24 protein-coding genes are annotated in these 20,807 nt (G+C 53.0%); 5 read left to right on the forward strand and 19 right to left on the reverse strand.

Going from position 1 to position 20,807, the window contains the following annotated elements:
* The first annotated feature begins 324 nt into the window (after positions 1 to 324).
* Positions 325 to 1,110, forward strand: coding sequence for a 4,5-DOPA dioxygenase extradiol (gene ygiD / locus HMPREF1051_RS03595; protein ID WP_036491668.1), 786 nt, complete (start codon positions 325 to 327; stop codon positions 1,108 to 1,110).
* Between the two features lie 202 nt (positions 1,111 to 1,312).
* On the opposite strand, the gene HMPREF1051_RS03600 is transcribed toward ygiD, so the two are convergent.
* From HMPREF1051_RS03600 to pdxH, 4 genes are all read right to left on the reverse strand, one after another.
* The gene (locus tag HMPREF1051_RS03600) at positions 1,313 to 2,239 is read right to left on the reverse strand and encodes an aldose 1-epimerase (RefSeq protein WP_003764611.1); all 927 of its coding nucleotides are present in this window, start codon (positions 2,237 to 2,239) and stop codon (positions 1,313 to 1,315) included.
* A gap of 77 nt (positions 2,240 to 2,316) precedes the next feature.
* Positions 2,317 to 3,909 (reverse strand): vWA domain-containing protein, encoded by a 1,593-nt coding sequence (locus HMPREF1051_RS03605; protein ID WP_003764604.1) that lies wholly within the window; start codon positions 3,907 to 3,909, stop codon positions 2,317 to 2,319.
* A 253-nt stretch (positions 3,910 to 4,162) separates the two neighbouring features.
* Positions 4,163 to 5,212 (reverse strand): pseudouridine synthase, encoded by a 1,050-nt coding sequence (locus tag HMPREF1051_RS03610; RefSeq protein WP_003764594.1) that lies wholly within the window; start codon positions 5,210 to 5,212, stop codon positions 4,163 to 4,165.
* Positions 5,213 to 5,446: 234 nt separating this feature from the next.
* Positions 5,447 to 6,079, reverse strand: coding sequence for a pyridoxamine 5'-phosphate oxidase (pdxH, locus tag HMPREF1051_RS03615; protein ID WP_003764597.1), 633 nt, complete (start codon positions 6,077 to 6,079; stop codon positions 5,447 to 5,449).
* A gap of 122 nt (positions 6,080 to 6,201) precedes the next feature.
* Between pdxH and dut the strand changes: the two genes are divergently transcribed.
* Positions 6,202 to 6,654, forward strand: a complete 453-nt coding sequence (dut, locus tag HMPREF1051_RS03620; protein ID WP_036491672.1) for a dUTP diphosphatase — start codon at positions 6,202 to 6,204, stop codon at positions 6,652 to 6,654.
* Positions 6,655 to 6,799: 145 nt separating this feature from the next.
* On the opposite strand, the gene HMPREF1051_RS03625 is transcribed toward dut, so the two are convergent.
* The 11 genes from HMPREF1051_RS03625 to HMPREF1051_RS03675 all read right to left on the reverse strand — a co-directional run bounded on the left by HMPREF1051_RS03625 (position 6,800) and on the right by HMPREF1051_RS03675 (position 15,488).
* Positions 6,800 to 7,729 (reverse strand): glycosyl transferase family 2, encoded by a 930-nt coding sequence (locus HMPREF1051_RS03625; RefSeq protein ID WP_003764592.1) that lies wholly within the window; start codon positions 7,727 to 7,729, stop codon positions 6,800 to 6,802.
* Positions 7,730 to 7,733: 4 nt separating this feature from the next.
* Positions 7,734 to 8,459 carry a glycosyltransferase family 2 protein gene (locus HMPREF1051_RS03630; RefSeq protein ID WP_036491676.1) on the reverse strand — a complete coding sequence of 242 codons (726 nt, stop codon included), beginning with the start codon at positions 8,457 to 8,459 and terminating at the stop codon, positions 7,734 to 7,736.
* Positions 8,460 to 8,473: 14 nt separating this feature from the next.
* The gene (locus tag HMPREF1051_RS03635) at positions 8,474 to 9,562 is read right to left on the reverse strand and encodes a class I SAM-dependent methyltransferase (protein WP_003764595.1); all 1,089 of its coding nucleotides are present in this window, start codon (positions 9,560 to 9,562) and stop codon (positions 8,474 to 8,476) included.
* Positions 9,563 to 9,672: 110 nt separating this feature from the next.
* Positions 9,673 to 11,427 (reverse strand): AMP-binding protein, encoded by a 1,755-nt coding sequence (locus HMPREF1051_RS03640; protein WP_003764591.1) that lies wholly within the window; start codon positions 11,425 to 11,427, stop codon positions 9,673 to 9,675.
* A gap of 20 nt (positions 11,428 to 11,447) precedes the next feature.
* Positions 11,448 to 11,942 carry a hypothetical protein gene (locus HMPREF1051_RS03645; RefSeq protein ID WP_036491679.1) on the reverse strand — a complete coding sequence of 165 codons (495 nt, stop codon included), beginning with the start codon at positions 11,940 to 11,942 and terminating at the stop codon, positions 11,448 to 11,450.
* A complete protein-coding gene (locus HMPREF1051_RS03650) occupies positions 11,939 to 12,745 on the reverse strand; it encodes a hypothetical protein (protein WP_003764612.1) in 807 nt (268 codons plus the stop codon). Before HMPREF1051_RS03650 ends, HMPREF1051_RS03645 begins: the two co-directional genes overlap by 4 nt.
* Positions 12,746 to 12,841: 96 nt before the next feature.
* Positions 12,842 to 13,381, reverse strand: coding sequence for a hypothetical protein (locus tag HMPREF1051_RS03655; protein ID WP_003764605.1), 540 nt, complete (start codon positions 13,379 to 13,381; stop codon positions 12,842 to 12,844).
* Positions 13,382 to 13,453: 72 nt separating this feature from the next.
* Positions 13,454 to 13,705, reverse strand: coding sequence for an acyl carrier protein (locus HMPREF1051_RS03660; RefSeq protein ID WP_003685738.1), 252 nt, complete (start codon positions 13,703 to 13,705; stop codon positions 13,454 to 13,456).
* 12 nt (positions 13,706 to 13,717) lie between these two features.
* Positions 13,718 to 13,978 (reverse strand): phosphopantetheine-binding protein, encoded by a 261-nt coding sequence (locus tag HMPREF1051_RS03665; RefSeq protein WP_003764589.1) that lies wholly within the window; start codon positions 13,976 to 13,978, stop codon positions 13,718 to 13,720.
* The gene (locus HMPREF1051_RS03670) at positions 13,975 to 14,733 is read right to left on the reverse strand and encodes a lysophospholipid acyltransferase family protein (RefSeq protein ID WP_036491687.1); all 759 of its coding nucleotides are present in this window, start codon (positions 14,731 to 14,733) and stop codon (positions 13,975 to 13,977) included. Before HMPREF1051_RS03670 ends, HMPREF1051_RS03665 begins: the two co-directional genes overlap by 4 nt.
* Positions 14,730 to 15,488 (reverse strand): beta-ketoacyl synthase chain length factor, encoded by a 759-nt coding sequence (locus tag HMPREF1051_RS03675; RefSeq protein ID WP_003764599.1) that lies wholly within the window; start codon positions 15,486 to 15,488, stop codon positions 14,730 to 14,732. Before HMPREF1051_RS03675 ends, HMPREF1051_RS03670 begins: the two co-directional genes overlap by 4 nt.
* Before the next feature lie 111 nt (positions 15,489 to 15,599).
* Here HMPREF1051_RS03675 and HMPREF1051_RS03680 point away from each other — a divergent pair, with 111 nt between their 5' ends.
* The 3 genes from HMPREF1051_RS03680 (at position 15,600) to HMPREF1051_RS03690 (ending at position 18,118) form a co-directional block, all read left to right on the forward strand.
* Entirely contained in the window at positions 15,600 to 16,088 is a 489-nt protein-coding gene (locus tag HMPREF1051_RS03680) for a hypothetical protein (protein ID WP_003764606.1), read from the forward strand.
* Between the two features lie 63 nt (positions 16,089 to 16,151).
* On the forward strand, positions 16,152 to 16,880 hold the full coding sequence (fabG, locus tag HMPREF1051_RS03685) for a 3-oxoacyl-ACP reductase FabG (RefSeq protein WP_003764602.1): 729 nt from the start codon (positions 16,152 to 16,154) through the stop codon (positions 16,878 to 16,880).
* On the forward strand, positions 16,874 to 18,118 hold the full coding sequence (locus HMPREF1051_RS03690; protein ID WP_003764600.1) for a beta-ketoacyl-ACP synthase: 1,245 nt from the start codon (positions 16,874 to 16,876) through the stop codon (positions 18,116 to 18,118). The genes fabG and HMPREF1051_RS03690 overlap by 7 nt, the downstream gene beginning before the upstream one ends.
* Positions 18,119 to 18,205: 87 nt before the next feature.
* Here the strand turns inward: HMPREF1051_RS03690 and HMPREF1051_RS03695 are convergent, their stop codons facing one another.
* The 4 genes from HMPREF1051_RS03695 to HMPREF1051_RS03710 all read right to left on the reverse strand — a co-directional run.
* Entirely contained in the window at positions 18,206 to 18,376 is a 171-nt protein-coding gene (locus tag HMPREF1051_RS03695; RefSeq protein WP_003757556.1) for a rubredoxin, read from the reverse strand.
* An 85-nt stretch (positions 18,377 to 18,461) separates the two neighbouring features.
* Positions 18,462 to 19,550 (reverse strand): acyl-CoA dehydrogenase family protein, encoded by a 1,089-nt coding sequence (locus tag HMPREF1051_RS03700; protein ID WP_003764596.1) that lies wholly within the window; start codon positions 19,548 to 19,550, stop codon positions 18,462 to 18,464.
* 155 nt (positions 19,551 to 19,705) lie between these two features.
* Complete coding sequence (locus HMPREF1051_RS03705; protein ID WP_003764609.1) at positions 19,706 to 20,254, reverse strand: carboxymuconolactone decarboxylase family protein; 549 nt, start codon at positions 20,252 to 20,254, stop codon at positions 19,706 to 19,708.
* Positions 20,255 to 20,527: 273 nt separating this feature from the next.
* Positions 20,528 to 20,807, reverse strand: a 280-nt coding sequence (locus HMPREF1051_RS03710) for an IS3 family transposase (protein ID WP_155815283.1), incomplete at its 5' end; no start/stop codon positions are given.

The following is a 20,807-nucleotide window of genomic DNA, read 5'->3' on the forward strand; positions in this document are numbered from 1 at the left end:
AGTTGAGTATTGTACTATTTTGTTTTTAATTGACTATATTGCTGAAAACTTTGTAGGAGAACGGCAAAGCCGAGTCAAACACAGACGCAGCTTGATGGGACAAACACGGTTGAATATTGGCAAAAGAGATTGATTAAAACGGTCTCTTAGGACAAGAGGTCGTCTGAAACTCAACTTTCAGACGACCTCTTTTTAACTTTGCAGCAAAGCTAAAAAATATTTCATCATTTCCTATTGGGAAATTATATTGTTCGTAAATTGAGATTTATTGCTTAATCATTTATCCGTACAATCCGCCTCATCAAATATTTTAAGGAGGCAATGATGAAAAAAATGCCTGTATTGTTTGTCGGGCATGGTAGTCCGATGAATGTGCTGGATAAGGAAAATCCGTTCAACCAAAATCTCAGCCTGATTACGCAAAAATTTGCCAAACCCAAAGCGATTTTGATGATTTCGGCGCATTGGTACAGCAGCCGTTTGCAAGTTACATCGGGTGAACATCCTGAAATGATTTACGATTTTTACGGATTTCCTGAAGAGCTGAGCCAAGTGCAGTATCCGGCGCCCGGTTCGCCCGAATTGGCGGAGCAAGTTCGGTCGTTATTACAATCGGAAAATGTGGAGCTGAACCCGACGCGCGGTTTTGATCACGGTGCGTGGGCGGTGTTGAAATTTCTGTATCCTGATGCTGATATTCCTGTGGTACAACTCAGTCTTAACCGTTTGCAGTCGGCGGAATGGCATTTCAATTTGGCGAAAAAATTATCCGCCTTGCGCGAACAGGGCGTGTTGATTATCGGCAGCGGCAATATTATCCATAATCTGAGCGTGATGAGCAGGGCGCATATCAATCAAATCGGCGCGGGTTATGACTGGGCGTTTGCGTTCCGTGAAGCGGTCAATCAGGCGATTGTTGAGAGGGATGACGACACTTTGATTCATTACGAACGGCTGGGCGAAAAGGCGATGCTCTCCGTGCCGACGCCGGAACATTATCTGCCTTTTCTTTGTATTATGGCATTGCGCGAGTCGGATGATGCCATTACGTTTTTCAACGACAACCTTATTGCCGGTTCGCTCAGTATGACTTCGCTTTTAGTGGGGTAAAAGAAAAAATATGGCAACGCTATTTCGGTCAGGTTATGATTTAATACAGCATATTTGATTGAAAATGCTAGGTTTATTGACGCTGGCTGTTTTTTGTTTTTCAGTCAAAGAAACCAGTGCATCAGTTGGTTAAAAGGTCGTCTGAAAACCTGATTGGGCGTTTTCAGACGACCTTTGCTTTGCCGGTGAAGGTTCGGGCTGCTTACGGACGGTTGGCTGCGATATGGTAGCGCGTTTCAAATGCGGCTTCTTCTCCCGCGTCCAGCTTGATTAACCCTAAGCCGTTGTTAAAACAGTCGGGTGCGCCGCTGAGGTTTTCGATGGCGATGGTGTCGCGGGTCGATGGGGTGAAGATTTGCAGGTAGGGATAGGATGCGTCGGGGTAAATGCTCAGGGTCAGTCCGTTGCCTGAAAGCGTACAGGCGGCGGGTTTGCTGCGTGCCAAGACAAAGCTGTTGTCCAATTCGATGCCTGCCAAGCTTGAGGTCGTCTGAAAACGGGTATCATCGATCATACTGCCGTCGGGAACCAAATCGGCATCGAAACCCAGGCGTTTGCTGCTGTCGATTTCCATCGACCAATCGTCGGTTTTGCCGCCGAGTGTGAAATAGGGGTGCCAGCCGTCTGCGAGCGGCATGGCGGTTGTGCCTTGGTTGCGGACGGTAGAGCGGATGCTTAAGCCGTCTGCGCTGAGGCAGTAGCGGACGGTCAGGCTGAAGGGGAAGGGGTAGCCGCTGTCGTCTTGTGCGTAATCTGCGCGGATTTCGACTTCGGCGGATTGGCTGTCGGCATGGCTGTTGACGAGGGCGAACTCGCGGTCATACATCAAACCGTGTGCCGCGTGTTCGGCGAGTTTGAATTTGCCGCACTGATACGCTTTGCCGTCAAAGCTGTATTTGCCGTGGCGCAGGCGGCAGGCGTACGGGCTGAGCTTGCCGCTGCGGAACCATTCGGTCAGGCTCTCGCGGGCGTGTTGCGGGGTGTCGTAGGCTTTGACGATGTTGAACCACGTGCCGTCGGGGCGGCGGATTTCGTAGCGGTTGAGCAGCCCGCCGTAGAGATAAATTTCCGCGCGCAAATCGGCTGAGGCGAGCAGCAGACGGTCGTTGTCGGTTTTGAGTGTGAACATGAAGCGGCTCCTGATGGTGGTTGAGGCAGGGTGTATAAAAGGTCGTCTGAAAAGTTTTCAGACGACCTTTTGAGATTTTACTCTTTAACTAAAGGACCTGATGTTCCTCCGTGTCCGGCGGCGGTGCGCACCAGTTGGAGAAATTCGGATTTCAGGCCGAACGGATCATCGCCTTGGACTTTTTGTGCCATGTTTTCGATGTCGCCCCAGCTTAGTTTGCCGTTGTATTCGCCGCCGCGCAAGGCTTGGGCGTAGGAGGCGGCGGCAAGGGCGAGCAGGGTGTCTTTGTCGGCTTGGTCAAGCGGTTTGCTGCCGACGGGGACGGCTTGCTGCATCAGTTGGCTGTCTTTTTGTCCAGGCAGTTTGTAGCGCACTTTGACAAAGGCGTATTCGTTTTTGCTGCCTTTAGCGGCTGGGGCTTTTTGATAGCGCGATTCTTCAAGCCAGCCTTGTTTGCCCTGCGGGATGATTTCATAGAGGGCGGTCACGCTGTGGCCTGCGCCGATGTCGCCCGCATCTACTCTGTCGTTGTTGAAGTCTTCATTACGCAGGGTGCGGTTGGTATAGCCGACCAAGCGGTATTCTTTGACGGTGGCGGGGTTGAATTCGACTTGGATTTTGACATCCTGCGCTACGGTGGCGAGTGTGGAGGTCAGCTGCTGTTGCAGGACTTTTTTCGCTTCTTTTTCGTTGTCGATGTAGCTGTAATTGCCGTCACCCGCATCGGCGATTTGTTCCATCATGTCTTCGTTGTAGTTGCCCATGCCGAAGCCTAGGGTACTGAGCGAAACGCCGCTTTTGCGTTTTTCGGCAACCATGGATTTGAGGGTTTCGGTGTCGGATACGCCGACGTTAAAGTCGCCATCGGTCGCCAGTAGGATGCGGTTGATGCCGTTGGGTACGAAGGCTTTTTGCGCTTGCTCATAAGCCATTTGCAGTGCGGATTCGCCGTCTGTCGCGCCGCCTGCACGCAGTTTGTCGATGGCGTTCAGGATTGTTTCTTTATCTGCACCTGAGGTGGGTGGAAGCACTAGATCCTCGCCTGACGCATAGGTAATCAGGGTCACTTTGTCTTGCGGACGTAATTGTTGGGTCAGGATGCGTAGGGTTTCTTGAACCAGCGGCAGTTTGTTTTCCTCATCCATACTGCCGGATACGTCCACAAGGAAAACGAGGTTGGCAGGCGGTAGGTCTTTCTTCGCGGTGTCTTGTGCTTGGATACCGATTTTGATGAGTTTGGCTTCAGGTTGCCACGGTGAATCAATGGTTTCAGTGTGAACGGCAAATGGACGGTTGTCAGTAGGCAGTGGATAGTTGTAGGGGAAATAATTGACGATTTCTTCAATCCGAACAGCATCTTTGGGCGGCTGTTCGCCATTGGTCAGGAATCGGCGGACGTTGGCGTAGCTTCCGGTATCGACGTCTATGCTGAATGTGGATACAGGCTCTTGGGCAACGGATTTGACCGGTTGGTCGGGTTGGTCTTGGTAGCGTTCGGTGTTTTCTGCAAGAGACAGATTTTCTTCAGTAACGGCGGCAGTAGACAGTGCTGCGTTGGATGGACTCTGAAGACCTTCAGGTGAAGAACTTGAGTGTTCGAGTGGACCGGAACACGCGGCCAAAGCTGCTAACGTGAGTATGGAAACGGTTTTTAGAAAAAAACGGGGCATGATTCAAGCTCCATAGAAATATCACATGCTGATTGTTAAAAGTATTGATAGCAGTGTATTGGCAGATTCAACGATAGCGCAGGGTCAATTTTTATTTGGATTTTAATGTGTGAATAGTGGGTTAAGTTTAAATCAGGACAAGGCGGAGCAATGCGGTACTGGTCTAAACTTAACCCACTATGTTTATGACTTAGGCAAGATTTTGTCGGGCTGAGACGATTTTGTAAAGGTCTCAGACCCGATTTATCTTACATTAACTTTTCTTCCGGCGGCGTTCGCCCGGCAGCAGCATATCCGCCCATTTGATGATGTTGGCGACTTCGGCGGGGTTGAGTTCGTAGAACTGTCCGCGTTTGAGGCGGTTGGGCAGGCCGATGGGGCCGAAGCCGACGCGCACGAGGCGGCTGACGGTGAGGCCTTGGCTTTCGAATATGCGGCGCACTTCGCGGTTGCGGCCTTCTTTAATTACAACGTTGTACCATTTGTTTGCGCCTTCGCCGCCTTGTTCGTAGATGCGTTCGACTTTTGCCAAGCCGTCTTCGAGCATCACGCCTTCTTCGGTGAGACTGCGCATTTGTTCGGTGGTCAGCCCGCCCAGTACGCGCACGGCGTATTCGCGTTCAACTTCGAAGCTGGGGTGGGCGAAACGTTGGACGAGTTCGCCGGAGGTGGTCAGGATGAGCAGGCCGCTGGTGTTGATGTCCAAGCGTCCGATGGCGACCCAGCGGCTGCTGGCGGCCTGCGGCAGGCGGTCGAAGATGCTGACGCGGCCTTGCGGGTCGTCGCGGGAAACGATTTCGCCTTCTTGTTTGTAATACAGGATGATGCGCGGCAGGCGGTCCGCCCATTTAAGCTTGATGATGCTGCCTTTGACGGTAACGTGGTCGTCGGGGGTGACTTTGTCGCCCAGTTGTGCGGTTTTGCCGTTGACCGTTACCCAGCCGTTGTTGATCCATTCTTCCATTTCGCGGCGGGAGCCGACGCCGGACGCGGCAAGCACTTTTTGCAGGCGTTCGGGTTCCATGCGCGACAGGTCGCTGCGGCGCTCTTTCAAATCGCGCGCGCGTTCCATGATTTTTTGGTTGGGATTGCGGACGACGAGTTTTCTGGCTTTGGCGGCGCGCTGTTTGGGGGCGTTTTGCGGCTTGAGGTCGTCTGAAACTTTTTGTCCGTAAGGTTTGGAAGCGGTTTTGCGCGTTTCGTCTTTGGGACGGGCTTTGCTTTTGAAAGGTTTGGCGGTTTTCTTGGCAGACGGGGCTGCGCCGTCGCGCCATTGGCGTTTGCTGGTGGGTTGCTTGGACATGGGGTTCTCCTAACGCGTTTGATGGCAGCGGGTTGAATTTGAAGCAGGACTAGGCAAGTCAAATTCAACCCGCTGCGGAAAACGGTTCTTCTGCGGCGGTGGCGGCAGGATAAGTTACGGATAAAAGGCCGCCTGAAAACAAATGAAACGAGTTTTGTTAAAACGTTTTTATATTTCAGACGACCTTTTGCGGGAGTCGGAATTTTACCCTATCGGCTTGAAGCTGTGGAAAGTTTAAGGCGACAGCCGCTCGCGTATCCAGTTGCCGTCAACCAAGCGGTATTGGATGCGGTCGTGCAGGCGGCTGGGGCGGCCCTGCCAGAATTCGATGCGGTCGGGGATGACGAGATAGCCGCCCCAATGCGGCGGGCGCGGGACGTGCAGCGGGTGTTTCGCGCCCACTGCCGCCGCTTTGGCAACCAACAGCGCCTTGCTCGACAACACTTCGCTTTGCGCGCTTGCCCATGCGCCGATGCGGCTGGTGTAGGGGCGGCTGTCGAAATATTCGTCCGAAGCGGCGGCATCCAGTTTTTCGATGCACCCTTCAACGCGCACCTGCCGCTCCAGTTCTGGCCAGAAAAACGTCATGGCGGCAAACGGATGCGCGTCAAACGAACGGCCTTTGCGGCTTAAGTAGTTGCTGAAAAACACAAATCCCTGCGGATTGACTTCTTTCAGCAGCACCATGCGGCTGTTCGGCCTGCCGTCTTCGCCCACCGAGGCGACGTTGACAGCGGTCGGCTCGTTGACTTGCGAATGAATCGCCTCGTTCAGCCATTGCTCGAACTGGACAATCGGGTCGGCATGGCATTCCGATTCCGACAGTTCGCGCTTGCTGTAATCTTCGCGGATATTGTGCAAATCCATGATGTCCTCCGATACTCACGTTTATTTGAATGAATCATACCCCGTTTTTTCAGACGACTCCAACGATAGGGAAGGGGAATATGTGTATAATCCGCGTCAAATCAAATGAAACGGAAAAAATCATGCAAACCGAAGTCGAACTGAAAATCCTCAATCCGAAAATGGCGGACAAACTGCCCGCCTACGCCACGCCCGGTTCCGCCGGACTCGACCTGCGCGCCTGTTTGGACGAAGCCGTTACCCTGCAACCGGGCGACACCTACCTTGTTCCGACCGGTCTGGCGGTGCACCTTGCCAATCCCGACTACGCCGCCGTTTTGCTGCCGCGTTCCGGTCTGGGACACAAACACGGCATCGTCTTGGGCAACTTGGTCGGACTGATCGACTCGGATTATCAGGGCGAACTCAAAGTCTCCGTGTGGAACAGGGGCAAAGAAGCGTTCACCATCGAGCCGATGGAACGCATCGCGCAAATGGTGATTGTGCCGGTGGTACAAGCCTCGTTTAAAGTCGTGGACGAATTTGCCGCCAGCGAACGCGGCGAAGGCGGTTTCGGCAGCACGGGTAAAGCGTAAACCGCTTGTTCAAATACAAAGGTCGTCTGAATTTGAGCTGTGTAGAGAATAACCGCGTTGTTTACAGAACCCGGCCTACACGGAGCGCCTGAATAGGCCCTTATTGAATGCCTGAGATTTAGGGGCGGTTCAGGATTCAGACGACCTATTCTTTTTCTTCGTTCCAAAAATCATAAAAATTAAACCATTGCAGCGGATTTTGCGCGCATTCTTGCGCCAAAATATCGGCGAAGCTCTGCATGGCGGCGGTAACGGCGGCTTCGCGGTTGCCGCGTTTCCAGTCGGAAGTGTCAGTGAAGCGGCGCAGTTTCAAATGGTAGCGGCCGTTTTGCTTGACGCAAAACAGCGTGTTCACCTGAGTTTTCAAGAGCGCGGCCAAGAGCCATGCGCCTTGCGGCATGGGGGCGGTATGGCCTAGAAAGTTGATGTCGGCGGTTTTCTCGCCGCGAACGGGTACGCGGTCGGCGGCAATGGCGATCCATTCGCCGTCTTCGATGCGGCGGTTCAGTTCCATCATCAGGGTGGAATCCAAATCCGTAACCTGAATCAGGCGGATGTGTTCCGCGCCCGCTTTTTGCAAGGCTTCGTTGAACGCCTGCGCGTGTTTGCTGTGTACCAACACATTGAGCCTGAAGCCTTTATGGTGCGACACCAGCGCGCGGCAGACTTCGGTGTTGCCCAAGTGGGAGCAGGCGAAAATCTGCCCGCGTACCGAATTGCTCACTTGCGCATAAACGCCGTCCGGGTCTTCCAGTACCAAATCTTCATAACGGATTTTGCGCTGCCACACGGCAAAACGGTCGCATATTGCCTCGCCGAACGCGATAAATTGTTTGAATACGCTGTGTTTCGGCAAAACGGTATCGGGAAAGGCCGTCTGAAGACGGGTTTGATACCGCAGGATATGGCGGCGCGGTTTGGGCGCGGTGGCGTAGAAATACAGCACCACAAACCAGATGCACGGCCTCATCAGGAAGGCAGGCAGATAGCGCACCATCAGCGTGGTCAGGGCGAGAAACAGGCGGCTGCCGCGTTCGGGCTGTGCCGCCCAGTGGTTTTGCGTGTTGTCGGTCATGTTTTCAGACGGCCTTTCCGAATAAAGCGCCCAAACGCCGCCGCAACATCCCTAAAAACAGCCGCGTGTGCATTTTGCTGATGCGCACGTTGTCGGCGAAGGCGTTGAAGTGAGACACGCCGTCAGCGGCGTATTGCACGGGCGTTTTAATCCAAACCGGCTTGACGCCGCGCCAGTATAGGCGGATGAGGATTTCCGTGTCGAAATCCATGCGGTCGCCCACGGTTTCTTCGCGGACGACCGAAAGCGCGGGGGCGAGCGGGTACAGGCGGAAGCCGCACATGCCGTCTTTGATGTCGCACGACCAAGTGTGCAGCATGTTCCAGAAGTCGGTAATCTTGCGCCCGTACAGCCGCGCTTTGGGTGCGTCGCCGCCGTATTGAGGCCAGCCGCAGACGACGGCTTCGGGGTTTTGTTCCGCCGCCGCCAAGAGTTTGGGCGTGTCGTCCAGATGGTGCTGTCCGTCGGCATCGACCTGTAAAACATGGCTGTAGCCGTTTTCTTCGGCGTATTTCAAACCGGTTTTGACCGCCGCGCCTTTGCCGCCGTTGATGGGGCGGTAAAGGACGTGGATGCCGTCTGAAACCAATGCCTGCAATACGGGTTTGCATTCTTCGCGCGAACCGTCGTCCACAATCAATACGTCCAAACCGAAGCCGTGCATGGTCTGTACGACGCGGGCGATGGTTGTCGGATGGTTGTAGTGGGGGATTAACACTAGGGTTTTCATGGGGATACCGTTTTTCAGACGACCTTCTCGCAACACAAGATGCTGTGTCCGCGTCCGATGCCGTCTGAAATTTCCACCACTTTCAATCCGGCGTTTTCAACGCAGCGTATCAGGTCTTCGGAATGGAAGATTTTGCTGTTGCCGTTGGCCATGGCGGTGAAATACAGGCTGGTCATGGTCAGGCAGTAGGCGGCGGTTTCGTATTGCTGCCTGTCCCAGCAGGGTTCCATGATGTAGAGGCTGGTGTGCCCGCTCATGGAAGCGGCGGCGCGGCGCAGGATGCCGGTGGCTTGTTCTTCGGTGAAACAGTCTAAAAACTGGCTCATCCAAATCGCGTCGAAGCCGGTCGGGAAGGGGACTTCGGGGTCGAGCAGGTTGGCGGGGTGGGCATGGATGCGTTCCGCGCCGGTTTTGCCTTTGGTCGCTTCGCGCATCAGGGCGATTTGTTGCGGCAAATCCATGATGGTGACTTCGACTTCGGCGTTGTAGCCGACACATTGTTCCGCCCAGCGGCCGGTGTTGCCGCCGACGTCGAGCAGTTTTTTAACCGGTTTGGCGAACACGGTTTTCAGCGCTTCGGCAAAGGAATTGTCGGAATAATAGTGGTCGAAGGCGAACCATTTTTCCTGCGCGACGCTCGGCAGCGAGGACAGGCCTTCGTAAATCGTCGGCCAGCTGCCGAAAACTTTCAGTCCTTCGGGTTTGCCCGTTTGCAGGGTTTTTTCCAAGTCAAACATGCCTTGGTAACAGATTTCCTGCGTGAAATCCATGTTCACGCGCGCCATTTTGTCTTTCAGTAAGAACCAGCCCGCTTTGCTGATGAAATAGCGGTTGTCGCGGGTATGCACCGTGCCGATGGAGAGCGAGGCTTCAAGCAGCACTTGCGCGGCGTAACCGCTGATTTGCGCTTTCTCGGCGATTTCGGCTTGAGTAAGGCCGTCTGAATGGTCGTTCAACAAATCCAAAATGTCGAATTTCACCATCAGGCGGGATACTTGGAACACAATCGGCGCAAAGGCGATTTCCTGCGCCAAACGCTGCGCTTCGCCTGCGGACTGGTGTTCTTCGGAATAACGTTGTGCTAGTGCTGGAAAAAGTTGCATATTTTTTATCTTTTCATTTGATTATGGGTTGTTATTAGGTTTGAGCGGGATTGTCCCCGATTTGCAGGTTTTCCTCTTCCCGCAGGAGAGGGCGGAACCTAAAAGCATTTTCAGACGACCTCGAACACAATCCGCCCTGATGCACAGGGATTGTCTCCGTTGCTGACTTTAAAACTCAATTTGTTTTTGGCTTCATCGTATTTCAGTTCCACCGACACTTCGTCATGCGGACGGACGAACTGCTGGTATTTCAGGTTTTCCACGCGGACGACGCGCTGCCTGCCCCACGGATGACGCGCCGCCAGATCGCGCACCCATTGCAGCTCGACTACGCCGGGTACGAGCGGGAAGGTGGCGAAATGGCCGCCGAAATAGACCAAATCGAGCGGTACGCGGCCGATGAAGGTTTCGGCGGCAGTTTCTTTTTCAGATGATGTTTTTGACCAAACGGGCGATGTCTGGGCGACGGTAAAGGTCGTCTGAAAATCGGCGGCGGCGATTTTGGCCTGGGCATTGCGCGGCAGGCTGTCGGCGAAACGCCAGTAACGGGGCAGGGCGATGGTGTCCTGCGTGGCGGCAAGGTGGCGTTTGAGCGCGTCGGCGACGGCGGCTCGGCCTTGGTCGCGCAGGGCGGCGATACCGTCCGCGTTCAACGCCGCCCATATGGCGATGCGCTGATGTTGCGGATGGCGGCCGCAATGGGCGTCGGCAATCCACGGATGCCGTAAAAGTTCGTGTTCGATTTGGGTCAGCGACACGCGTTTGTCCTCGAATTTGATGATGCGGTCTTGGCGGCCGAGCAGCAGGAAACCGTCGTGTTGCGGCTCGATTAAATCGGCGGTCTGGCGGCGTTCGGGCGACCACGGCGAAGATGCCCACAATGCGCCTTCTTCGTTCTGCCCGATTTCCACACCGGCAAACGGCCGCCATTCGCGGCTTTCCCGACGCGACGCAATCACGCCAGTTTCGGTGCTGCCGTACACTTCAAACGGGCGGACGGCAGCCTGTTGCAGCAAATCCGCCGTGGCTTCGGGCAGCGCGCCGCCCGCCGACACGATGCCCGCGATTTTATGGCCGATGCTCTGCCAGTTGCGGTTTTCACCCAATCGGTTGAGTACCGCCGGACTGGCAATCCACACCACTTTTTCATGCGCCGCCGTGCTTGCGAGCAGGTTTTCCGGATAAACCGCCTGCCGCCGCTCCATAGGCCAGCCCATTGTCAGTGCAAGCGCGAAACGGAAAGTGAAGCCGTAAAGGTGTTGCGGAATGACGCTGCCGATAACCGTTTCCCCGCCGCGCCCGAACGGCAGCGCGTCCGCCAACATCAAGGCTTCCGCCTGCATCTGCGCGGCGGTTTTCACAATCACCTGCGCCTCGCCGCTGGAACCCGACGTTTTCAGCCACGCCTCGGCATGGTCGGGAATCAGATGGTTTTCAGGGGCAGGCGTCGGGTTTTCGGTCGATGCGTGTGCAAGCAAATCGGGCAGGTGCCACACGGGTGGGCTGGCTTGCACATCCAACGGTTGTCCGGATTCATCGCGTTGTTCGGTTTGACTGCCCAACTTGCTTTGCAAATCTTCGGAATCCGTCAAAAACACATCCGCCGTCCGCCCCCAGTCCAAATTGTCCCGCGCCAGATTCGGCAGCAGCAACACTCGCCCGCCCGAATGCCACACCGCCAGCACGGCGCAGGCAAACAGCGCGGCATCGTCAAACCACAACGCGGCAGTTTGCACGTTTGCCGTTTTCAGACGACCTGACAGCAGGAAAACCGCACGGTTGAAATCAGCGCGAGTCCAATTCGGATGAGCGGCGATAAGGTCATGTTGGGGTAGATTGGGGGATAGGATTTGGGTTAGGCGCATAATTTTGATTCGATAGCTTGTCACTGTTCTTTAGCGGCTTGTATTACATATTTACCAAGGATTTGTATAAGTTTTTGGAATTTATATAGGCTAATAAAAATAAAGGAGGTAATGCAAGATTGAAATATATTTTTGATTTCAATATGCTGTTCTTCAGTGTATGTCGTACATATTAAATTTTTCTTAAATTCAAAAATGTTTTCTATGAATAGATAGCAAATAATTAGACATATTGTTGTTAAAAAAAAGCTATTTGCTGATTGAAAGATCTGTACTAATTCATGCAATAAAGTTTTGTCATTGCTATTTTTGCTTTGCCTAGAATACAAATTTTTAGAAAATTTAGTTGTTGCTATTAATGATAATGAAGTAATACAAAATCCTATTGCGATTGAAAGAAAAGATAATAAATCTGAAAGTTTTCCAGAGTATCCTAAGTCATATTTACTGATGCCAAGATATAATAAGTAAGTGCAGATCGAATATATCAACCACTTTATAATATTTTTACTCATGGTGAAATTTCCAGTATCTTTAAAACAGCTTGTTTAAATAGCTCGTCTTCTTGTGGAAGTCCATTTTCATCAGTAGAGCAGACCACTCTAATCTTGCTAGATACTGTATTGGTATTAAAAACCATCTCTAAATTATCAGTGTTTCTACCAGCAATAACTAATTTCTTAAACTCAAACTTATTTGTAATAAGTTTTTTTACAGTTCTCTTAACGTTTTTTACTGTAAGTTTTTCTTTGTATCTAAATATAATTTCAGCACTAGATGCTCCATACTGATAAATATCTTGTTGCAGGCTTTCTGTCAGCGAACCTAGATAAGGAAGGGTGTCAGGTAATACACTTAATTTAATTTCTCTAATTTCATTTATAGATTCTTGGAATTGTTTTTCATCTAATATTTGCTTTATTTCTATATGTTCATTTGAATAGAAATGAGTTAGAGCTTCTTTAAAGATACTATTTTTGTTGTATTGAAGCCAGACTTCTCCGGTTTTTGTATCCATAATCCCATAGGAAAATTTAGGTTCAATTTCTGTATTTTTTCGGCGGTTTCTAGAGGTTTTTCCATTTTCTATACTAATTACATTAGGAGGTAGGGGATATACACTTCCTGTACTAAATATAAGCCGGATAAAGCGTTCATTCTCTTTGTCTATAGTTGCCGATATTTTTTGCATCTCGGTTTCAGATGGGCTTCTTTGAAATCCTTTTTCAATCATTGGAATCAAAAGAGATTTAGATAAGTTTTTTTCTCCAATAATAACTTGGTAGTTGAATAAAATAATATTAGTTGGAGTGCCCATTTTCGAATAATCCTTTGAAATTAAAATTTTTTATGTAATGCACTACTTGAAATATTAAAATCATGGATGGTAGCGCGACAAGATTTTTCAGACGACCTACACCTTCAATACGGCTTTCCGATACACCCACTCTCCGGCAAATAAAAGCCCCATTAACACATACGACACGATGCCGGTATAAGCCGCCCACCAGTCGTAATATTGCAAGCCTGCCAGAATGGCGGCGGTTGCGCCGTTGAGGATGAAGAAGCCGCACCAGATTTGCGTAACGCGGCGGGTGTGGCGCACGCCTTCGGGGGGAAGGTCGGGGTGTTGCAGTCGGGCGAGGCGTTCGATGACGGTTTGTTTGGCAAACAGGCTGCCGCCAAAAACGGCAAGCATCAGCGCGTTGACGGCGACGGGATACCAATACATCGAGTCGGGTCGTCTGAAAATCAGTACCGCGGCAAAAAAGGCGGCAAGGATAATCGCCGTAATGCGTTGGGCTGTGGTTTGCGGCATGGCGGCGCGTATCAGCCACAGGATGCACATGGCGGCGGCAAGCCAGAAAAACACGCCGTTTTCCCTGCCGTAATACCATAGGAGCGGATAGGCAAGGCTGGCGAGGGTCAGCAGGAGTTTTCCTAATATTTTCATGGGTGTTATTGATATTCAGACGACCTTGCCGATTGACAAGGCCGTCTGAAAATATGCCGGTTTGAATCAGAATCAGGAATCTTGCGCCTGTACTTTCAAAACCGCCTGAACCACGTCTTCTACGGTGCGCACGTTGCGGAAGTCTTCGGCTTGCAGTTTGCGGCCGGTTTCGCGTTTGATGTGGTCGATGAGGTCGATGGCGTCGATGCTGTCGATTTCCAAATCTTCGTAGAGGTTGGTCTCGGGTTTGATGCGCTCGGGTTCGATTTCAAACAGGTTGACCAGTGCATCGGTCAGAAGGGTGCGTACTTCTTGTTCGGTCATATCGCTTCTCCTTTATGCCTGACGGCTTTTGACGAATTCTGCCAGTGTTTTGACGTTGGCGAAGTTTTCGCGCAGGTTGTCGTTTTCACCGTCGAGCTGGAAGCCGAAGGTTTTTTGCACTGCCAAACCGAGTTCCAGCGCGTCGACTGAATCCAGACCCAAGCCTTCGTCGCTGAAGAGCGGGTCTTCGCTGCCGATGTCGGCGGCGGTGATGTCTTCCAGCCCCAAGCTGTCGATGATTAATTCTTTGATTTGGTTTTCTAAGTTATTCATGTGGTTTTCCTTGTGAAATAGTCTTGAAGGTATTCGTTTAAACGCCTTGCGGCGATGGGTAGGGGTTTTTCCGCCAGCCATTCTTCGGGCAGGATGTCGTCGCCGACGGTGATTTCATAATGGATTTTGTGCGGCGGTATTTTGTACCAAGGCTGGCCTTTTTTGAAATTGGGCGGCGTCATTTTGATGCACACGGGGGTGATGACCGATGCGCTGCGCAAACCGAGCGATACCGCGCCACGGTGCATTTTAACCTGTCCGTCCCAGCCTGTGCGCGTGCCTTCGGGGAAAATCAGCATACTTTGTCCGCTTTTGAACACGACGTCGATTTCTTCCAACATTTCCATGCTTTCGTCGTTGGGGATGTAGCCGGAAGCGATGATCTGGCTTTTCATGCTGGGGTTGTTCAACAGGTCTTTTTTGACCAGTACGTTCGGGTCGGGGAAGTGGCTGACCATCAAGACGACATCCAGCAGCGAGGGATGGTTGGCAAGGACGAGCTGCCCCGGCCTGCCGAGTTTTTCCAAGCCGTTGAAACGGACGCTCAATACGCCCGACCATTGCAGATAGCCGACGAAAAAGCGCCAGACTTTCCCTATCATGCGCCGCGCTTCAAGCTGGCGTTTGATGTCGCCTTTGGTGGATTTGAACGTGTAGGGCAAAAGCGCGATTTTGAACAATACGCCTGCAACGCCGAAGAGGATGAAGCCGAACAGGGTGGCAAAGAAACGGCGGCAGTAGTCTAGGGTTTTCATGGTTTTTTGCACCATGTCCATCGGCGTTTTTCATGTTGCCATTCTGCCGAAAGGTCGTCTGAAAGTAAAAAACGGATCCAGTCGAGCGCGCCCCAGTAATCGGCTGACAGCAGGTCGGACGGGTTTTCAGACGACGTGTCGTCAACATCGAGGCTGAGTGTGTAGCCGTCTCCCTGCGTCAATACAAGCGACAGGGCGTAGGCAAACGGGGCGCGTGTGGCGTGGACGGGGTAGTCGTCGGACAAAGGGTCGTCGGCGATTAAGACCAATACGGATGGTGCGCCGTCTTGCAGCAGGGCATAGGCTTCTGCCAAAGTGGTTTCGAAATTGTCGCTGCCGGCGGCGAGGGCGGTGTGTTCGCTCATGTCGCCGCGCAGCATGGACCATTGTCCGGCGGGAGCGTTGTGGACGGACAGTCCGAAGGAGGTCGGTGAAACGCTGTCGGTTTGCAACAGTCCCAGCCATAATTCGAAACTGCGGTTGATTTCTCCGTCATGCGAGGCGTAAACCAACGGGCTGCCGGGGTATTGTTCCGCCAATTCCCACGAGGCGTCGCAAATCAGGCGCGCGGCTTTGCCCAAACGGCGGCGCTGCAGGGCGGGCAGGAAGGCAAGCGCGGGTTTGTGGTCGGGCAGCCCGTCGGCGTCTAATGCGCCTGATGCCCATTGCCGCCATTGTTCGGGCGTGGCGATTTTACTGCTTGAGGCGTGCCAAGCGGCGATATTGAAAGAAAAACGGCAAATGTTGGATGACATGATGGTTTTCAAAAGTTTACATTGTGATGTATTTTAACGAAATAGCTTAACACATTCTAGGGTCTGATATAATCGCGCTATTCTAACGTATTCTGTTTTCAGACGACCTTTATGACTGTAAATTTAATTTGCCCCATTCACGATGTTGCTTCTTTATTGCCACACAGCGGCCATATGGTGTTGCTCGATTGTGTGACGGAATACAGTCCGAAACACGTTTGCGCCCAAGCCGCTGTGGGGGAAAAACACATTTTGTTGGTTGACGGGGCATTGCCGGTGACATCGCTGATGGAAATCATGGCGCAGGGCATAGGCGCGTTTGCAGGTATACAGGCTTTGGAAGCGGGTGAGCCGGTGCGGCTTGGCTTTTTATTGGGAACGCGCAAGCTGGAATTGTTTGCCGATAGCCTGCCCGTCGGAACGCAGATGAAGGTGGTCGCCAATCTGTCGATACAGGACCCGGGCGGCATGGGCGTATTCGATTGCGAACTGCATTGGACAGATGCGCCTGAAGATGCCCGCGCCAAGCTGCCTGCGGACGGACTGGTGGCAAAAGCCTCGTTGAACGTGTACAGTCCGAAAGACGGAAAGGTCGTCTGAAAACAGCCTTCTCTGTCCAGATGATGACCAATAAGCAGACCGCGCCAACCAATAGGAAACATTATGAGCGAAACCATCTTGATTACCGGCTCCAACCGGGGCATAGGCAAAGCCGTCGCACTCGGTTTGGCTGAGGACGGCTTTGATATAGTCGTCCATTGCCGCAGCCGCCGCGATGAAGCCGAAGCCGTAGCGGAAGAAATCCGCGCTTTGGGCAGACAGGCGAGGGTGTTGCAGTTTGACGTGTCCGACCGCGCAGCCTGCCGCGATATTTTGACTGCCGACATCGAAGCAAACGGCGCGTATTACGGCGTGGTGTTGAACGCCGGATTGACGCGCGACAATGCCTTCCCCGCGTTTTCAGACGACGATTGGGATTTGGTCCTGCGAACCAATTTGGACGGTTTTTATAATGTGTTGCACCCGTTGACCATGCCGATGATACGCCGCCGCAAAGCCGGACGGATTGTGTGTATGGCGTCGGTGTCCGGCTTGACGGGCAACCGCGGGCAGGTCAATTACAGCGCGTCCAAGGCGGGCTTGATCGGCGCGGCGAAAGCCTTGGCGGTCGAGCTGGCGAAACGCAAAATCACCGTCAACTGTGTGGCACCGGGTTTAATCGATACAGAGATTGTCGATGAAAATGTACCCGTCGAAGAAATTTTGAAAGCCGTCCCCACCGCGCGTATGGGGCTGCCCGAAGAAGTGGCGCATGCGGTGCGCTTCCTGATGGATGAAAAAGCGGCGTACATCACGCGCCAAGTGATTGCGGTGAACGGAGGTTTGTGTTGAATACCAGAAGAGTCGTAGTAACGGGCATAGGCGGCATTACCGCCTTCGGCCGCGATTGGCAAAGCATACAGGCGGCGTTTAAAGCTGAAAAAAATGCCGTCAAATACATGGATTGGCGCGAACGTTTCCCCGAATTGGAAGCGCAGCTGGGTGCGCCGATTGAAGGCTACACTCCGCCCGAACATTGGACGCGCAAGCAGCTCAGAAGCATGGGGCGCGTGTCGCACCTGTGTGTCGATGCAGCGGAACAGGCCCTGACGGACGCTGGTTTGCTTGGAGACGAAAGCATTACCGACGGACGTATGGGCGTGGCGTGCGGTTCGTCTGTCGGCAGCACCAAAGACATCGGCGACATGGGCGAACTGCTGACTACGGGTACATCGCGCAATTTCAATGCCAATACTTATGTGCGCATGATGCCGCATACGACCGCCGCCAATATCGGCATCTTTTTCGGATTGAAAGGGCGCATCATCCCGACATCAAGCGCGTGTTCGTCCGGCAGCCAAGGCATAGGCTATGCCTACGAAGCCATCAAATACGGCATGATAGACATGATGCTGGCGGGCGGCGGCGAAGAATTTTGTCCGTCCGAAGTTTATGTTTTCGACTCGCTTTACGCCGCCAGCCGCCGCAACGGCGAACCCGAACTGACCCCGCGTCCTTACGACAACGGCCGCGACGGCTTGGTCATCGGCGAAGGCGCAGGGATTTTTGTGTTGGAAGAATTGGAACACGCCAAACGGCGCGGTGCGAAAATCTATGCCGAACTCGTCGGCTACGGTGCCAACAGCGACGGCAGCCACGTTACCCAGCCGCAAAAAGAAACCATGCAGAAATGTATGGAACTCGCGCTGCAAGACGCAGGCATTACGCCCGACAAAGTCGGCTACGTCAGCGGCCACGGTACGGCGACCGAAAAAGGCGACATCGCCGAAACGCTGGCGACCGAAGCCGTGTTCGGATTCATTCCCATGAGTTCGCAAAAAAGCTATCTCGGCCATACGCTCGGCGCGTGCGGTGCGCTGGAAGCGTGGTTCACTATTGAAATGATGAACAGCGGCTGGTTTGCTCCGACCGTCAATCTGAACGACATCGACCCGCGCTGCGGCAAGGTGGACTATATTTTGAGCGGCGGCCGCGAAATCGAAACGGATTATGTGGTCAGCAACAATTTCGCTTTCGGTGGCGTGAATACTTCGTTGGTGTTCAAACGCTGGCGGGATGAAAACGATTAATCGCAGCCGCGTTATCACAAAATCAAAAAGGTCGTCTGAAACCGTTTGATCCAACGTTTTCAGACGACCTTTTTAGTGTGTCCAAAGCTATATCACGAAGTCCAGCAGGTAAAAGTCTTCTTTACCGACACCGCATTCCGGGCATTTCCAATCGTCGGGGATGTCATCGAATTTGGTGCCGGGGGCGATACCGTGTTCGGGATCGCCGAGGTCTTCGTCGTAAATCCAGCCGCAGGGGCCGCACATGTATTGTGCCATGGTGTGTTCCTTCTAATGGTTAAGGTCGTCTGAAAACGGTCGGCAAAAGGTTTTCAGACGACCCCTTGTTGGTCTGTTTCAACCCTTATGCCGCTTCCAGCGCCGCGATTTCTTTGCGCAAGTGTTTCAACGCGGGGGTAACGATGGCGACGAACATGGCTTCGCGGACGCGGCGTTGGGCGGGGCTGCGCATGAGGTAGCCTTTGGCGCCGGCGTGTAAGGCGGCGGATTGGGCGGCGGCAAGCGTCAGCTCGGCGGCGGCGGCGCGCAGTTTCAGCGTGGCGAGGTTGTCGGGCGTGTTGTTCCAAGCCAAGTCTGCCAGTCGTTCGGTGGTTTGCCATGCCTCGTCCAAGGCGGCTTTGAGGCTGTCGTAGCTGTCGTCGAGATAGCTGTTGACCTCGGCGTTGACGACGTTGGCGATGCGGATGATGCCGAGGCTGCCATCGATCACGCCCGCGCCGATACCGATTTGCAGCAGGATGAAGCCGGACTTGATGGAGGCGATGTAGTCGGAGAACTGTTCGGGCGCGGCAATCACGTCTTCGTCAGGGATGAATACGTCTTTGAAATTCAGGCTGAACGTGCGCGTGCCTTCGAGGGCGCAGAATTCGGGGCAGGCTTGCAGGGTTACGCCTTCCCATTGTCCGCCGGTGATGAACATGACGTAGCCGTCGCCGATTTGGGCGGTATTCGCCCAGATGTGGTCTTCGCCGATGTTGGATACCCACGGCAGCGCGCCGTTGACTTTGTAGCCGCCGTCCACGCGCTCGGCTTGAAGGTTGTGTTTTTCAATGCCGGCGAGGTGTTTGACGGTATTGGACATGCCCGTACCCGCCAAGACTTTGCCTTGCAGGATGTCGGCGAGGTATTTGTCTTTGACGGCTTGGTTGGGCGTTTGGTGCAGATACCACGCGCAAGCCGCCTGACACCATGCGCTGAACGAGGTCGCGCCGCATTCTTTGCCGACTTCGCGCAAGACGGCGATTTGCGTCGCCAAACCCAAGCCGTTGCCGCCTTCCGCTTCCGTACCGACTGCGCCGAATCCGCCGATGGCGCCGAGTTCGCGCATAAAATCTTCGGGATACAAGCCATTGCGGTCGATTTCGTCCACTAAGGGTTTGAGTTTGGCTTTGACGAGTTCGGCAACTTGAGACAATAAGGTTTCACGGTTCATGGTCTTATCCTTGAAAATGTGTGCGGACGGCGCGGGGAGGGGCGTTCCGTTGGAAAGGGGAAGCAGTCCGTTACAGGGACGGCATTTTTGAAAAAGGTCGTCTGAAAACGGGCAAATAGTTTTGCCGCCGCTTTTCAGACGACCTTGGGTCAGAATCAGGCGAACGCCTGCAATTCAGGGTTGATTTCTGTTTGCGCGACGTTGTTGACGTAGTTGCACAAAGTCGCCAAGGCAACGCCCATCACGACTTCGACAGCCTGCTGCTGGTTGTAGCCGGCGTCGAAGAAGGCTTTGAGTTCGGCATCGGATACCGCGCCTTTTTTCGCCATCACGGCTTGGGTGAACGCAGCGAGCGCGCCCAGTTTGGCATCGTCAAATTCGCCCGCCGCCAACGCACGCGCGGCTTTGATGGATTGCTCGGACAGGAGTTTTTTCAAGGTTGCCAGCTTGGTGTGGCCTGCCACGCAGAAACCGCATTCGTTGGTGCGGGCAGCGATGATTTGGATGACTTCGACTTCACCGGGAGTCAGGCTGTTGGCGGCGTTCAGTTTGCCGACTTCTTGATAAAACGCCAACGCTTCGGGCGCGTTTGCCAGCACGCCGATGAGGTTGGGGATGAAGCCGTTGTTTTTCAGCGCGGCTTCGACGCGGGGTTTTGCTGCTTCGGGAGCGGTTTCGACGGTGTGTACGGTTAAGCGTGCCATATTGGTTTCCTTTTTATTTGCGATTTGTCAAAAGATGGAGGGCATAGTAGGGAAACAAATCCCAAAGTTGAAAGACCTGATAATTATTTTGATAAAACCAATAGTTATAAACGGCCAAGAAATTGATTAGATTTATATAATTATTTAATCACATCGATAGTTTTCAAATATAGATGTAAATGGAAGGAAATCAAAAATCAAAAGAAAGGTCGTCTGAAAACCAAAATACAGTTTGAACTGGCCCCCAAATCTTGGACACTCATAAAAGCCTATTCAGGCGCTCTGTGCAAGCTGGGTTCTGTATGCGACAGGACTCAGCTTTTTCAATTTCAAACTGCAACGCTCCCGGTTGTAGTAATCCATATAGTCATCTATCTGCTTCATCAATTCATCTACCGTCAATTCACCTGCATTATAGAAACACTCCGTCTTCAACACCGCAAAGAAGCTTTCCATCGGCGCATTGTCCCAACAGTTCGCCTTACGCGACATGCTTTGAACCATGGAATGCTCCGCAAGCAATTCCCTATACCCCGCCGTACGGTACAGCACA

It is taken from the genome of Neisseria sicca VK64, assembly GCF_000260655.1.
Lineage (GTDB): Bacteria > Pseudomonadota > Gammaproteobacteria > Burkholderiales > Neisseriaceae > Neisseria > Neisseria sicca_B.